Source organism: Bradyrhizobium liaoningense, assembly GCF_018130785.1.
Lineage (GTDB): Bacteria > Pseudomonadota > Alphaproteobacteria > Rhizobiales > Xanthobacteraceae > Bradyrhizobium > Bradyrhizobium liaoningense_A.
Map to the genome: position 1 here is coordinate 310804 of NZ_JAFCJT010000002.1, position 14201 is coordinate 325004.

Sequence of the window (14201 nt, forward strand, 5' to 3'; positions counted from 1 at the left end):
GACGACTCCATTGACGGCAACTCCATCATTTCACGGCTCCGGCGGTCAGGCCGCGTACGAAGTATTTGCCGCCGATCAGATAGATCAGTAGGGTCGGCAGGGCGGCGATCATCACCGCGGCGCTTTGCACGCCATGTTGCGGGATGTCGGCGACCGCGGCGGATAGTGCGATCAGCGCGGCGGTGACCGGCTGCTGCTGACCGGTCGTGAATGTCACGCCATAGAGGAACTCGTTCCAGATATGCGTGAACTGCCAGATCACGGTGACGACCAGGATCGGCGGCGAGAGCGGCAGGATGATGCGCCAGAAGATACGAAAGAACCCCGCGCCATCGATGCGCGCAGCTCTGATCAACTCCTGCGGGATGGCAACGTAGTAGTTTCGACAGAACAAGGTGGTGAAGGAGAGGCCCTGGATCGTGTGAATCACGACCAGGCCAGTCAGCGTGTTCATCAGGCCGGTATCGCGCAGCACGATGGTCCAGGGCAGCAAGCGCATCTGCTGCGGAAGGAAGATGCCGAGCGTGACGATACCGTAAATCCAGCTATCGCCGCGAAAGCGCCAGAGCGAAACCGCGTAACCGGCGATCGCACCAAGCAAGGTGGAGAAGATCGTCGCGGGAATGGTCACGAGCGCGGAGTTCAGCATGTACGGCCGGATGCCGGCGCACGTCTCGGCGACGCAGAAACCGCTCCAGGCGGCGGCGTAATTGCTCCAGGCCAGGTGTTGCGGCCAGCCGATCATCGAACCCTGCGCGATCTCCTCGTTGGTACGGAGCGAGTTCAGTACGACAACAGCCAATGGCGCGAGCCATGCAGCAGCGATCAGCGAAACGATGAGATAGATCAGAATTCGGCTGGGCGCGAAGGTTCGGTTACGCATGGATCGCCCGCCGGCGCTGGACATAACGCCACCCTGCATACGGCAGCAAGACCGCGAGTAAAAGGAGCAACATGAGGACTGCTGCCGCCGCTCCCCGTCCGAGCAGGCTGCGCTGGAACATCAGGTCATAGACGACAAGGGCCGGCAGCTGGGTTGCGATGCCAGGCCCGCCATTGGTGAGCGCGCGGACGAGGTCGAAGGTCGAGATGGCGAACTGTAGCTGGATGACGATCACGGTGACGGTGATCGGCCAAAGCGTCGGCAGGATGACGCGCCGGTACATCCGGATCGGTCCGGCGCCGTCGATCTGCGCGGCCTTGATCAGGTCGGCGTCGACGGAGCGGAGGCCAGCGAGGAAGAGCGCCATCGCGAAGCCGGAGGACTGCCAGATCGCTGCGATGACAATGGTCCAGATGGCCATGTCGCGGTCGATCAGCCAGTCGAACCGGAAGGAGGTCCAGCCGAGGTCGTGGACCAGCTTCTGGATTCCGAGGCCAGGATTGAGCAGCCAGCTCCAGACCGTGCCGGTGACCACGAACGACACCGCGAGGGGGTAGAGGAAGATCGATCGCAGCACATTCTCGCCGCGAATGCGCTGATCGAGCAGGATGGCAAGGATGAGGCCGGTCGCCAGACTCAGCAACACGAAGGCACTGCCAAACAGCAGCAGGTTGTCCAGGGCGATCTGCCAGTTCCGCGATGCCGCAACCGCGGAATAGTTGCGCAGACCCACCCAGCCCGAGATCGGGACCAGCGTGGACGGCGTGAACGAGATCCAGATCGTCCACAACGTAAACGCAATGAGATGCGCGGCGGACAATAGCAGCGGCACCCAGATCGTCAGATATTCGGGCAGCCGGCGGACCATGTCGGAGGTCGCCGGCCGGCCCGGTCTTGTCGAGACGGCGATGGTCAACGTGCGCTCTCGACGGCGTCGGCGAGGCGTGTGGCCGCTTGCTCCGGCTTGATCGTCTTGTTCTTCACGTACTCCGTGATCACGTCGATCATCGCTGCGGTCATGCCGTTTTCCAGCGCCATGTTGTGCGCGAAACTGAGGAGGGCCTGATTGCTGCCGATCGCGTCTTTCAGAGCTGCTGCGGTCCGCCGTTGACCGTCCGACCAGCCTTCACCGGACAGATCGACATCGGTGCGCACGGGGATCGATCCCGTGATCTGCGAATACATCGTCTGGATCGCCGGATCCATGACGAGCTGGGCCATCAGCTGTTGGCCGGCTTGCAGGTCGGGCTCCTTGCGCTGCCAGAAGATGAAGGCATCGGCATTCAGCAGGAAAACCGGCTTGCTATTGTCGCTCGGGCCCGGGGCGATCACGAAGTCTTCGAACTTGAACCCGGCGTTGCGCAACACGCCCTGGGCCCAGCCGCCCATGATCATCATGCCCATGTCGCCGTCGACGAAGCGCTTCAGGTTGGTCGAGAAGTGCTGGGCACCGACGTTGGGGTCCATCCAGTCGGCGATCTTGCGGACCTGCACGAACGCAGCCTTGATCTCGGGGCCCTCCAGGGCCTTCTTGTCGAGATTCATGATCGCTGAGCGATACGCGGTCGGGCTGATGCCGGCGAGCGAGGCTTCGAACTTCTGCCCGTCATCGGGGCGGGTGCCGCCGTTGGCGACGGGATATGCGACGCCGCCTGATTTCATCTTGTCGGCGAGGTCGTTGAAGTCGGCCCAGGTCACGGGGATCTTGTCGGCCTTGGCCTTGTCCATCGCGCGCTTGGAGAGGAACAGCATGTTGGTGCTGTAGATCTGCAACGGCAGCGCGATCCACTTGCCGCCCGGCTTGTGCAGTTTCGCAAGGTCCGGAGCGACGACCTTCTCGTAGCCGGCGGCCGCGACCAGGGCATCGAGATCGACGGTCGGGGCGATCTTCGACCAGGCCGCGATCTCCGGGCCCTTGAGCTGCGAGCAGGCCGGCGGATCGCCGGCGATGATCTGGGCACGCAGCTTGTTCATCATCTCGGTGGTGAAGCCGGGGACGGGCGAGTGCTGCCAGACACCGCCTTTCTCCTCGAACTTCTTGCCGAGCGCGGTGATGGCCGCCCCATCGCTGCCTGCAGACCATTGCGAGATCGCGGTCAGGCGCGGTTTTGCCGCACCTTGTGCGCGGGCAAATGCCGGCAGAGCGAGCGCGGCGGCGGATCCAGCGAGCAGACGACGCCTTGTTGTTGTGATCGGCATGGCAGTTCCTCCCGGTGTGAACTTTCTTGGCACGTTGAGCCGTGCGGCTCTGGGCAGGTCAGGCGGCCTCCGTCGATGCCGCGGGCATTCCGCCGCGGCTGGCGAGACAAAAGGCGGCGAAGGCCAATGCCGCCTGCGGATCGTTGCCGTTCGAGGGCGGCACGAACGCGAGCGACACCTGCGCCAATTTCCGTCCGCCGAGAAGACATGCATCGATCCCGTCGATGACGGCCTTTCGATCGTCCTCGGCGAGAAGCGATGGCCAGCCGCTGATGACAACGCCGCGGCATGGCTTGACGTTCAATGTGTTGCCGATGGCGAGGCCGAGCCTGAAGAGCCGCTCCCGCAATTCCTGGCGCACCCGCGACGTGAGGGGGATCGTGGTCACCCATTCACTGCCGAGCCGGAGCAATTCTGCTTCGGTGGTGCGCAGAAGCTCGGCCAGCGCCGGCAGCGACGTATAGGATTCGACGCAGCCGTGATGGCCGCAGCGGCAACGCGGTCCGTCAGTGCCGAACACCATGTGGCCGAGCTCGACCGGCTGGAGCGCATCCTCCTCGATCGGATCGTCCATCCACGCACCCGCGACGCCCTGGCCGACAAAGACGAACAGATGCGCATCGCTGAACGGGTAGTTTTCCGTGCGGCAACGGTGAAAGGTGGCATGGGCCACCACCGAATTGGTGAAGGCGACCGGTGTGCCCGCAAACAGCTCGCCGAACATGTCGCTGATACGTCCGACGTCGCAGGGAATGATCGGATTGCCGAACTCGCTCAAGCGGCCGAGGCCGGGAATGGTGATCCCGATCTGCGCGAGCGTGATGCGGCGGCGGCGCGTCCAGTCGCGCAGCAAGGTCAGCGCCTCGCGGAACACTTGGCCGACGGTCTCGACGGTCGGCTTTTTCGGCAGGGGAACACGCTCGGTGTAGTGCAGTTCGCCCGCCAGGCCGCCGACGCCGATGCCGAGCCACTGACCGGTCAGCTCGAGGGCGGCAAGCGCCACCGAGCCGTCGAGCGAGACCAGGCCGGTCGGGCCGCCGACGTAAGGGGCAGGGCGCCTGACTTCCTCGATCAGGCCTTCGGCTTTCAGGTCAAACAGGATGCGCGACAGGCTCGCTTCCGACAGGCGCACGGCCTTGGCCAGCGGCGGCCGGAACGAGCCGCCGGACTGAAGCAAATGAGTTAAAATGGCAGCGCGCGTCTGCCGCCGACTTCTCGGCTGCTCCGGCATTTCCATCCCTGTCGTCATTCTTACTTAGTGTAAGAATTTGCGCGCGGAGCGTTTCAACTGTCAAGCGTTTGCCGGCACGATGCGCCGACTTGTTGTTGTGCGCGGCAGCAAGATCGGGGCAGTCCAATCAGGATCTGGGCGGTCTGCCGTCCGCCCATTCCGGCAGCTCGGCCTTCGGGTCGTACCAGTCGGCGGCGTCCGAACGCCAGATGTGCACCTCGGGCCGTTCTGCGATTGGTGTGTCCAGGCAACCCATTCGCAGCAGGATTGTGTCCTTGCCGTCGCGGGAGGCGACGATGTGCGAGCCGCATTGCGAGCAGAAATGGCGCGTCTTGCCGGGCGAGGATTCGAAACCGCGCAGCAATTCCTCGCCCCTGGTCCAGCGAAAGCGGTCGCGCGGCACGTTGGTGACGGTGGAGAAGGCCGATCCGTGCGTCTTCCGGCAGGTCTCGCAATGGCAGTGAACGATGGCACCCGGGGCTGCGTCGACCTCGTAGGCAACGCGTCCGCAGAGGCATCTCCCGCTGAGCATCATGGCTTCCTTTGATCTGTAATCGTAGGGTGGGCGCGCTTCGCTTTGCCCACCCTACAAGGTCTGTCAAGCGCCTGCGGGCGCAATGCACGGACTCGTTGTTTTGCGTGGTGCAGCAAAATCGGGCGCCGGCTCGATATAACCACCCGCTCGGGGGGCCATGGCGTTGCCAGCAGCCGGCGCACGATCCAGCGAATGGCGAGGCGTCAGATCGTAAACGTTCTTCCGATGGCCTCGGCCGTTTCCTTCTGAACGAAGTAGTTGGTGTGATGCACGTTGGGGTTCGTGCCGAAATCATGGACGATCTTCACCTGGCGCTGGTCCGCGACTTCGGACATCGACGAGGTGTCGACGACCAGGTCGTTGTCGGCCTCGAAGATGATGTCGGCTCCGAGGTCGCCGAGGCGCTGCATCGGCTTGGAAAATATCCGGAGGAAATTCCAGCCGATCGCCGTCGGTTCGAAATTCGATTTGATCGCGAAGTACTGGATGGGCTGGGCGCCAAACGCGCCGCTCCCGGTATTCATGCGCAGCCGCCGGATCTCCTCGTTGTTACCGGTGCGGGACTGTGCATCGAGCCCGGGAACGAGAGCCAGGGCGGCATCGAAGATCGGTGTTTTGGCAGCCAGATTGGTGACGGTACTGAACACCCGCAACAATCCGCTGGCTGCGAGGAAGAAGGGATTGGCGGCGGCGAGATCCGCGCCGGCGCGCAGGGCGTCCGCGATGTTCGTCAACAGATCGAGCGTGCTGCGCAGACGCGGGGCGGCGGCCAGGCTGGTGCCGCCGAGCGGCGAGCCGACGAAAATCACCCTGCGCTCCAGTGCGGGCTCGCAAAATCCCTCGCATAGCCACCGGGCCACGAGCCCGCCGCGGCTGTGGCAGACGATGTCGAGTTCCTTTGGCGCCGGCCGCAACAATGCGGCGAGGTCGAAGGCGTTCATCACCGGGCTCACGCTGAGCGTCGGGTGGTCGTAGGCGAGCACGAAGTCATACTTCGCCTCCGCTCTTCTCAGCAGCTGTAGACCCTCGGGAACCTTTGCCAGTCCGTTCGTGATGAGAGCTGCAGATTCGCTGAACGTCCCGTGGATCAGCAGCAATACGCGCTTGCCTGCAATTTGAGGCACGTCGGTGAGCGCCAGCGGCTGGAGTTTGCCTTGCACCAGCCGACTGAGGCCTGTCGACGGTTTGACCGCATAAGACGCACCTGGTGTCAGCGTCCTGTCGAGCTTGAGGAGCGCATCATAGACCTGCGACGTTTCGAGAGCCTCGAAGGCGTACTGCTTTACGATTTGTCCCGCCGGGAGTGCGGCGCGCGATCCGGCGCGACTGGACATCATCGGAATGGCAGCGCCGAGGCGCCATCTCAGGATCCCGCCGTCGCGCACGAGTGAAATGATCTGCTGCTCCGGCAGCCGGTCCGCCGGATCGGTCGGCGGGCGCTGGCGCCGATAGGTCGGCCGGGATGATTGCATCCGCATCACGTCTGTAAGCCGATCGACCGGCCGGACGCCTTCGATTTCCGGCATCGCCGCGAGCCAATCATCGAAAGGAACGGGCGTAGTCATGCGGGCTCCGTGTTTTGTCGCCGGCGCTAGCCGAGCCGGTCCAGCAAGGGAAGTGGGGTGACGCTTTCGCCGCGGGCGGATTGAATGTCGATCATTGCGTCGAAGCTCTGCGGATGCAGATTGCTCGCGCCCCGCTCCAGGGCCTGGAAGAAGCCCTTCCGTGCGGTTACAAAGGTACTCTCGAAAGGCACGAGCTCACCCTTCTGCACGTAGCTCAGGAGCTCCGCCAGATTGTCGGTCCCGGTGAACATCCAGCTCTCGGTCTGGCCCTTGGTATTCGTCGACTGGACCGTGCTGGTGAAGCCATCCTGACTTCGGCCGACCTGCCCAGGCATCTGCTGCTCGTTTTGGTCAAATCGAAAGCTCTTCATGCGCCACCAGGCCTTGTTGCTTCTCCAGTAGGCCGGAAACGCGTGTCCGGTAATCAGGAACACCGACGAATAGATGCCCACGAATTCCAGGCACGATGCGAACAGCAGCGCGAGATCGATGCAGGTCGCTGCACTGCCCTTGAAGATTTCAGTCGGCGTTCGAAGCCGCTGCGACTGGCTCGTGTAGGACGGCGGCGGGTTGATATAATTGACGGGCAAATCGTGTTGAAGGGCCGCCCAAATCGCCTGCACCTGAGGATCGACCACGTTGGGCGCATTGGAGTCGTCCTCAATCACTTGCTGATAGCCGTCGAAGCCGGCGGAACAGTCATCGAGCAATGTTTGCAGATAACGCTGGGCGCAGGCGACGACCTTCAGCACAGTCGGGTCTCGAGGCAGAACGAAGCTTGGCAGCCAGCGGTGGTCCTCGCCGTCGTCTCGCCACTCGTCCGCCGGAAGCACGGTCACGCGCTCGCTGGACTCGCGCAATATCTGCTTGCCGCATTGGACCTTGATATAAAGATTGCTTCTCAAGCTCTCGCTGGTCTGCCGGAGCATGCCCGCAACAAGGGGGAGCCGGATCTTGTCGAGAAGGTCGAGTGTGGCGTCTTCTTCGGGCAACTCCTCCGAGAAGCGGCAGCGGCATGATTCCGTACCGACTTCCAGCACGATTTCGACTTGAAGCAGGTCGACTGGCCCTGCCTTGGTCTTATGGACTGTGAAGATACTGAAGGGCGGGCGGTCGTTGTGAAGCAACGAGTAGTTCAAACTCGCGCTTGAGGTCTTGCGCACGCGACCGGGAATCGACTTGTCCTGGACCAAAGTGATGTCCAGCTTGAGGTCCCTGTAGGTTGCGCCACCTCTTGCGGCTTTTTTCGTCGCCGCAGGACGCGCCGCGATCGTTCCAGCCTGAGGGCTGTCGAGGAGCGAAACCTGACTCCAAAGTGCGACTCCCGAGCGCTGCTCGTTATCGCTGCCGGCCTGGGACATCCACTGTTGCCGGGCACGAAGAAAAGCGTCCTTGACGTTCCAGTCTTGCGCCAAGGTGCGATAGAATACGCTGAAGAACAGCATGGCGTCGGCATCGGTAATGGTATCGACAAAACCGATTGCGTGTCTGGCGCCTTGCGCGGTGGCGAGGGGAGCAAGACGCTGCGCGCTGTAGCAGCTACTGATCGCCACCAGCAGGGGCTTCGGCGCGCCGGCTGTGACAATATCGGCCAGGTCCACCGACCCCACGGCGTCGTAGGCTTGGGTGTTGCCCTGGGCGTTTCCCCCGGAGCTTGGGCTTGCACGGAGAACAAAGCCGTCCTCTTCGCTGGTTGGCTGGTCAATGAGCTTTTGCTCCACCAGCGACATCGGGTCTACACCCGCAAGATGCACGATCGCAGGCGAAAGGGATACAATCTTCGCGCGGAGTTCTTGACGGTCGGGATCTGGGAGGGGCTCGGTTTGGATTTCCTTCAGCGCGCTCTTGACCATCTCGATCTCTCGCGCGAATTCGTAGAGTGAGCGGAGCTTTCCGGGGCCGCTATCAACTGCGAGCGCTGTCGCGGGCGCCAGTTGGTGGTTGTACGGCGATTGAACTGCGAGATGGCGGACGACGGCGAATTCGCTTGGCTCGCTGCGATAGGGCGCGGTCGCCAGCCACAGAGCACTCTCCCAGGGGAACAGTCTTGCCGACCATCCGACGTTCTCCTCGTTGTAAGGGATTCTGACCTCGACGAGCTTGGCGGCTGCCATCTCCTTGATCCGCGCGAGGATCTCGCTTTCGTCGTAAATGCGAGCGTTATCCTTGATCAGCTTCTGAAGGTCCCGGCTGAGGTCGTCGCGCGTCGAACGAACAATCCGTCGTCGATTGGCGATCACGTAGCGCCAGCGCTGGACGGACGGGTAAAATTTTTGATCGTCAATGGGAATGACGAGCTCGTCCAAGCCCTTGTTGCCGCTATAGCGGATTCGCACCTCGTACTCGTCGGATCGCTTTTCGACGGCGGGCGGGGACGATGAGTCCCGGACAGTGTCGGTGCCCTTGGCGGTGGTCGTGCGCTTGCGCGCTCGTGCCTTGGCGGGCTTCCCGGCTTTCCGGCTGCCGGCCTTCGCTCGTGAGGGCGCCACTTTCTTCGCGGACATGACCGGTCTCCGGGGTGCGCGACCACGGATGCATCATGCCAGAAAGCTCGCGCAAATAGAAAGAAAATGATGCTGGCCGGTATTCCTGGCTGCGCGCAAATGAAAACGGCGTCACCCCTGGGGTGACGCCGTTCCGTAGGACCAAAAATGAGTCCGAACTTATTTGCGATCCTTGATCGCGACGTAGTCGCGGCGGGTGACGCCGGTGTAGAGCTGGCGCGGACGGCCGATCTTCTGCTGCGGGTCCTCGATCATCTCGCTCCACTGGCTGATCCAGCCGACGGTGCGGGCGACCGCGAACAGCACGGTGAACATCGAGACCGGGAAGCCCATCGCCTTCAGCGTGATGCCCGAATAGAAGTCGACGTTCGGGTAGAGCTTGCGGTCGATGAAGTACTGGTCGCTGAGCGCGATCTTCTCGAGCTCGAGCGCCACTTTCAGCATCGGATCGTCGCCATGGCCGGTCTCCTTGAGAACGGCATGACACATCTTCTGCATGATCTTGGCGCGCGGATCGTAGTTCTTGTAGACGCGGTGGCCGAAGCCCATCAGGCGGACTTCGCTGTTCTTGTCCTTCACCTTGGCGATGAATTCCGGAATCTTGTCGACCGAGCCGATCTCGGCGAGCATCGCGAGCGCGGCTTCGTTGGCGCCGCCATGCGCCGGGCCCCAGAGGCAGGCGATGCCGGCGGCGATGCAGGCGAAGGGGTTGGCGCCGGAGGAGCCGGCGATGCGCACCGTCGACGTCGAGGCGTTCTGCTCGTGATCGGCGTGCAGGATGAAGATCTTGTCCAGCGCGTCAGCCAGCACCGGGTTGATCTTGTACTCCTCACAGGGCACCGCGAAGCACATGTGCAGGAAGTTCTCGGCGAACTTCAGCGAGTTCTTCGGATACACGAAGGGCTGGCCGATCGTGTACTTGTAGGCCATCGCCGCCAGCGTCGGGATCTTCGCGATCATCCGCATCGAAGCGATCATGCGCTGCTTCGGATCGTTGATGTCCGTGGAGTCGTGGTAGAACGCGGCGAGCGCGCCGACGGACGCCACCATCACCGCCATCGGATGGGCGTCGCGGCGGAAGCCCTGGAAGAAGCGGGCCATCTGCTCGTGCACCATCGTGTGATGGATCACGCGGTCGTCGAAATCCTTCTTCTGCGCGGCGGTCGGCAGGTTCCCGTAGAGCAGCAGATAGCAGGTCTCGAGGAAGTCGCCGTTCTCGGCGAGCTGCTCGATCGGGTAGCCGCGGTATTCCAGCACGCCCGCGTCACCGTCGATATAGGTGATCTTGGACTGGCAGCTCGCGGTCGAGGTGAAGCCCGGGTCGTAGGTGAACAGGCCGGATTGGCCGTAGAGCTTGCCGATATCGACGACATCAGGCCCGACGCTGCCGCTGTGGATCGGGAGATCGTAGTTCTTGTTTCCGACCGTCAGCGTGGCGGTCTTATTGCTTGGTTTTGCGTCCATCAGAGGTCCCCGATGTATGGTGAAACGGACCGGACCCGGAAGGCCCCGATGGAGATAATGGGGCAGGCCGGATGTTCCAGAAGGTACGGGGCAGATGGGTATATTATTGCTGTGTGCGCTGCAAGATCGCCGCACGCATGGTCGACTTACGTCTTAGCCTAGTCCCTGGACTGATCCTTAAGCCGACCCAGGCTTTCCTGCGGTCCCAGCACGTCCAAAACCTCAAATATACCGGGTGATGTGGTCCGTCCGGTGAGGGCTGCGCGCAGCGGCTGGGCGACAGCACCGAGCTTGAGACTATTTTCCTCGGCAAAGGCGCGCAGCGCAGCTTCCGCGGTGGCACCGCTCCACGTCTCGACATTCTCCAGCGCGGAATGAAGCTGGCCGATCAGCTTGCGGTTCTCCGGCGTCAGCAGCGCCTGTGCCTTGGGATCGAGCTCCAGTGGCCGGTCGGCGAAGATGAAATAGGCCCCGTCGATCAGCTCGATCAACGTCTTGGCGCGCTCCTTCAGGGCTGGCATGGCCTTGAGAAGCTGCGCCCGCGTCGTGTCGTTTAACTTGGCCTTAAGCTCGTTGCGGCTGGGCACGACGTGGTCGAGCACGTCCTCGAACATCTTCACGAGTGATTGATCGTCGGCGTGGCGGATGTAGTGGCCGTTGAGGTTTTCGAGCTTGGCGAAATCGAAGCGGGCGGCGGCGCGGCCGACGCTGGCGAGGTCGAACGCGGCGATCATCTCCTCGGTCGAGAAGATCTCCTGGTCGCCATGGCTCCAGCCGAGCCGGACGAGGTAATTGCGGAGCGCGGCCGGGAGGTACCCCATGGCGCGGTAGGCATCGACGCCCAGCGCGCCGTGGCGCTTCGATAGTTTTGAGCCGTCCGGGCCGTGGATCAGGGGGATGTGGGACATGCTCGGCAGCGCCCAGCCCATGGCGTCATAGATCTGCTTCTGGCGGGCGGCGTTGATCAGATGGTCGTCGCCGCGGATGACATGGGTGACACCCATGTCGTGGTCGTCGACTACCACTGCGAGCATGTAGGTCGGATTGCCATCGCCGCGCAGCAGGACGAGGTCGTCGAGGTTCTCGTTCTGCCAGACCACGCGGCCCTGGACCTGGTCCTCGATCACGGTCTCGCCGGTCTGCGGCGCGCGGAGCCGGATGGTGGGTTTGACGTCGGAAGGCGCCGTGGCGGGATCGCGGTCGCGCCACATTCCGTCATAGAGGCGGGTGCGGCCCTCCGCGCGCGCCTTCTCGCGCATCGCGGTGAGCTCCTCGGCGGTGGCGTAGCAGCGATAGGCCTTGCCGTCGGCGAGCAGCTGCTCGGCGACCTCGCGGTGACGCGCGGCGCGGCTGAACTGGTAGATGACGTCGCCATCCCAGCCGAGCTCCAGCCACTTCAGCCCGTCCAGAATCGCGCCGATCGCGGCCTCGGTGGAACGCTCCCGGTCGGTGTCCTCGATCCGGAGCAGCATCTTGCCGCCATGCTTCTTCGCATAGAGCCAGTTGAACAGCGCCGTGCGGGCGCCCCCGATATGGAGGAAGCCGGTCGGCGAGGGAGCGAAGCGTGTGACGACGGAATCGGTCATTCTTGGCAGGGCCTATGCATTGGAGGCGGTGGTATATAGCAGGACCGTTGCATAACTAAAGCCCGGCAGCAGACCCGCTAAGGCTTGGCTCAGCGTCCCGAATTTGGCAGAAGGGCCGCTGATCTCCCTACAGGATTTTCGTAATGACAGAACCGGTGGCGACTGAGGTTGGGCGCGATTTCATTCGTGACATCATCCAGGCCGACCTCGATCAGGCCAAGTACAAGGAGATCGTGACCCGGTTCCCGCCGGAGCCGAACGGCTACCTGCATATTGGCCACGCCAAGTCGATCGCGCTCAATTTCGGCATCGCCCAGGAGTTTCCGGGCCGCTGCCATTTGCGTTTCGACGACACCAACCCGGTCAAGGAAGAGCAGGAATATATCGATTCCATCCAGGCCGACGTCCGCTGGCTCGGCTTCGACTGGGGCAAGAACCTGTTCTTCGCCTCGGACTATTTCGACCGGCTGTACGAATGGGCGGAGACGCTGATCCGCGATGGGCTCGCCTATGTCGACGATCAGACCCAGGAAGAGATCCGGCTGTCCCGCGGCACGCTGACCGAGCCTGGCAAGAACTCGCCGTTCCGCAACCGCTCGGTTGAGGAGAATCTCGACCTGTTCCGTCGCATGAAGGCCGGCGAATTCCCGAACGGCGCGCGCGTGCTGCGGGCCAAGATCGACATGTCCTCGGGCAACATCAATCTGCGCGATCCCGTGCTCTACCGCATCCTGCATGCGCACCATCCGCGCACCGGGACCAAGTGGAGCATCTATCCGAGCTACGACTATGCGCACGGCCAGTCGGATGCGATCGAGGGCATCACGCACTCGATCTGCACGCTGGAGTTCGAGGACCACCGGCCGCTCTACGACTGGTTCATCGAAAAGCTGCCGGTGCCGTCCAAGCCGCACCAGTACGAAATGGCGCGGCTCAACCTGACCTACACGCTGCTGTCGAAGCGCGTGCTGACCCAGCTCGTCCGCGACGGCCATGTCGCCGGATGGGACGATCCGCGCATGCCGACCGTGGCCGGCATGCGCCGCCGCGGCGTGCCGCCGGCCGCGCTACGCGAGTTCGTCAAGCGCATCGGCGTTGCCAAGGCCAACAGCGTGGTCGACGTCGGCATGCTGGAATTCTGCATCCGTGAGGAGCTGAACCGCACGTCGCAGCGGCGCATGGGCGTGCTGCGACCGCTCAAGGTCGTGATCGAGAACTATCCGGAAGGGCAGGTCGAGGAGCTCGAGGCGATCAACCATCCCGACGATCCCAGCGCCGGCACGCGCAAGATCAATTTCGGCCGCGAGCTCTATATCGAGCAGGACGACTTCATGGAGAACCCGCCGAAGAAGTTCTTCCGCCTGTCGCCGGGCAACGAGGTGCGGCTGCGCTACGCCTATTTCGTCAAGTGCACCGGCGTTATCAAGAACGACGCCGGCGAGGTGATCGAGCTGCGCTGCACCTACGATCCTGCGACCAAGGGCGGCAACGCGCCCGACGGCCGCAAGGTCAAGGCGACCATGCACTGGCTGCCGGCGGCAAATTCGGTGCCGGCGGAGATCCGCATCTACAACCAGCTGTTCTCCAACCCGAACCCGGACGCCTCGAACTTCGCGGCCGATCTCAATCCGCAGTCGCTGGAAATTCTCGCTGACGCGCGGATCGAGGCATCGGTCGCGGAAAGCAATTCGACCGAGCCGATACAGTTCGAGCGCCAGGGCTATTTCGTGCGCGACAAGGACTCGACGCCCGGCAAGCCGGTTTTTTCGCGCACCATCGGCCTGCGGGATACGTTTGCGAAGGAAGTTGCAAAGGGCTGAGGGGATTGGGCACATGAGCAGTGAAGCCGACGCGATCGTTTCCGCCATCATTGCGAAATGGTGCGCCGGCTTCGCGACGCTCGATGCGGCCGCGCTGTCGTCGCTCTATGCGAAGAACGCGTTCTTCTTCGGCTCGAATCCAAGACTCTATCGGGGCAGGGACGGCGTCGCCGACTACTTCAACGGCCTGCCGCGCTGGCGTCAGCCGAGCGCGGCCTTTTCCGACGTGCAAGCCGCGCAGGCCGGCCCTGACCTCATCAACATGGGCGCCATCGTGTCGTTTGACCTCGCCGGCGAGAGGGAGGAATTCTCGGTCAAGATGAGCTGGGTCATCCTCCGCGAGGACGGTGACTGGAAGATCGTCAATCATCACGTCTCGTCGAGGGACCCTATGATCTAGCAGCGGGGGCTCTG

Annotated in this window: 11 protein-coding genes; 2 read left to right on the plus strand and 9 right to left on the minus strand. The window is 63.0% G+C overall.

Features of this window, described 5'->3' with window-relative positions:
- Window positions 1-25 precede the first annotated feature (25 nt).
- The 9 genes from JQ627_RS07110 to gltX all read right to left on the minus strand — a co-directional run bounded on the left by JQ627_RS07110 (window position 26) and on the right by gltX (window position 11967).
- Complete coding sequence (locus JQ627_RS07110; RefSeq protein WP_212483432.1) at window positions 26-883, minus strand: carbohydrate ABC transporter permease; 858 nt, start codon at window positions 881-883, stop codon at window positions 26-28.
- Window positions 876-1799 carry a carbohydrate ABC transporter permease gene (locus JQ627_RS07115; RefSeq protein WP_212483433.1) on the minus strand — a complete coding sequence of 308 codons (924 nt, stop codon included), beginning with the start codon at window positions 1797-1799 and terminating at the stop codon, window positions 876-878. Before JQ627_RS07115 ends, JQ627_RS07110 begins: the two co-directional genes overlap by 8 nt.
- Window positions 1796-3082: an ABC transporter substrate-binding protein gene (locus JQ627_RS07120; protein ID WP_212483434.1), complete on the minus strand. Its 1287-nt coding sequence runs from the start codon at window positions 3080-3082 to the stop codon at window positions 1796-1798. Before JQ627_RS07120 ends, JQ627_RS07115 begins: the two co-directional genes overlap by 4 nt.
- 58 nt (window positions 3083-3140) lie before the next feature.
- Window positions 3141-4319, minus strand: a complete 1179-nt coding sequence (locus JQ627_RS07125; protein ID WP_212484072.1) for an ROK family transcriptional regulator — start codon at window positions 4317-4319, stop codon at window positions 3141-3143.
- Between the two features lie 121 nt (window positions 4320-4440).
- Entirely contained in the window at window positions 4441-4845 is a 405-nt protein-coding gene (locus JQ627_RS07130) for a GFA family protein (protein WP_212483435.1), read from the minus strand.
- A 206-nt stretch (window positions 4846-5051) separates the two neighbouring features.
- Window positions 5052-6413, minus strand: a complete 1362-nt coding sequence (locus JQ627_RS07135; RefSeq protein ID WP_212483436.1) for a triacylglycerol lipase — start codon at window positions 6411-6413, stop codon at window positions 5052-5054.
- A 26-nt stretch (window positions 6414-6439) separates the two neighbouring features.
- The gene (locus tag JQ627_RS07140; protein WP_212483437.1) at window positions 6440-8917 is read right to left on the minus strand and encodes a CHAT domain-containing protein; all 2478 of its coding nucleotides are present in this window, start codon (window positions 8915-8917) and stop codon (window positions 6440-6442) included.
- Window positions 8918-9076: 159 nt separating this feature from the next.
- The gene (gltA, locus tag JQ627_RS07145) at window positions 9077-10381 is read right to left on the minus strand and encodes a citrate synthase (protein ID WP_212483438.1); all 1305 of its coding nucleotides are present in this window, start codon (window positions 10379-10381) and stop codon (window positions 9077-9079) included.
- Between the two features lie 158 nt (window positions 10382-10539).
- A complete protein-coding gene (gltX, locus tag JQ627_RS07150) occupies window positions 10540-11967 on the minus strand; it encodes a glutamate--tRNA ligase (RefSeq protein ID WP_212483439.1) in 1428 nt (475 codons plus the stop codon).
- Window positions 11968-12110: 143 nt separating this feature from the next.
- On the opposite strand from gltX, the gene JQ627_RS07155 reads away from it, so the two are divergent.
- Together JQ627_RS07155 and JQ627_RS07160 are read left to right on the plus strand one after the other, a co-directional pair.
- Window positions 12111-13787 (plus strand): glutamine--tRNA ligase/YqeY domain fusion protein, encoded by a 1677-nt coding sequence (locus JQ627_RS07155; RefSeq protein WP_212483440.1) that lies wholly within the window; start codon window positions 12111-12113, stop codon window positions 13785-13787.
- A gap of 13 nt (window positions 13788-13800) precedes the next feature.
- Window positions 13801-14187: a nuclear transport factor 2 family protein gene (locus JQ627_RS07160; RefSeq protein ID WP_212483441.1), complete on the plus strand. Its 387-nt coding sequence runs from the start codon at window positions 13801-13803 to the stop codon at window positions 14185-14187.
- The last annotated feature ends 14 nt before the right edge of the window (window positions 14188-14201 follow it).

Bases quoted from the DNA above. Each gene is read 5' to 3' on its own strand.
- JQ627_RS07155 (WP_212483440.1), top strand. From the start codon at position 12,111: ATGACAGAACCGGTGGCGACTGAGGTTGGGCGCGATTTCATTCGTGAC.
- JQ627_RS07130 (WP_212483435.1), bottom strand. From the start codon at position 4,845: ATGCTCAGCGGGAGATGCCTCTGCGGACGCGTTGCCTACGAGGTCGAC.
- JQ627_RS07135 (WP_212483436.1), bottom strand. From the start codon at position 6,413: ATGACTACGCCCGTTCCTTTCGATGATTGGCTCGCGGCGATGCCGGAA.
- gltA (WP_212483438.1), bottom strand. From the start codon at position 10,381: ATGGACGCAAAACCAAGCAATAAGACCGCCACGCTGACGGTCGGAAAC.
- JQ627_RS07160 (WP_212483441.1), top strand. From the start codon at position 13,801: ATGAGCAGTGAAGCCGACGCGATCGTTTCCGCCATCATTGCGAAATGG.
- JQ627_RS07110 (WP_212483432.1), bottom strand. From the start codon at position 883: ATGCGTAACCGAACCTTCGCGCCCAGCCGAATTCTGATCTATCTCATC.
- gltX (WP_212483439.1), bottom strand. From the start codon at position 11,967: ATGACCGATTCCGTCGTCACACGCTTCGCTCCCTCGCCGACCGGCTTC.
- JQ627_RS07140 (WP_212483437.1), bottom strand. From the start codon at position 8,917: ATGTCCGCGAAGAAAGTGGCGCCCTCACGAGCGAAGGCCGGCAGCCGG.
- JQ627_RS07120 (WP_212483434.1), bottom strand. From the start codon at position 3,082: ATGCCGATCACAACAACAAGGCGTCGTCTGCTCGCTGGATCCGCCGCC.
- JQ627_RS07125 (WP_212484072.1), bottom strand. From the start codon at position 4,319: ATGGAAATGCCGGAGCAGCCGAGAAGTCGGCGGCAGACGCGCGCTGCC.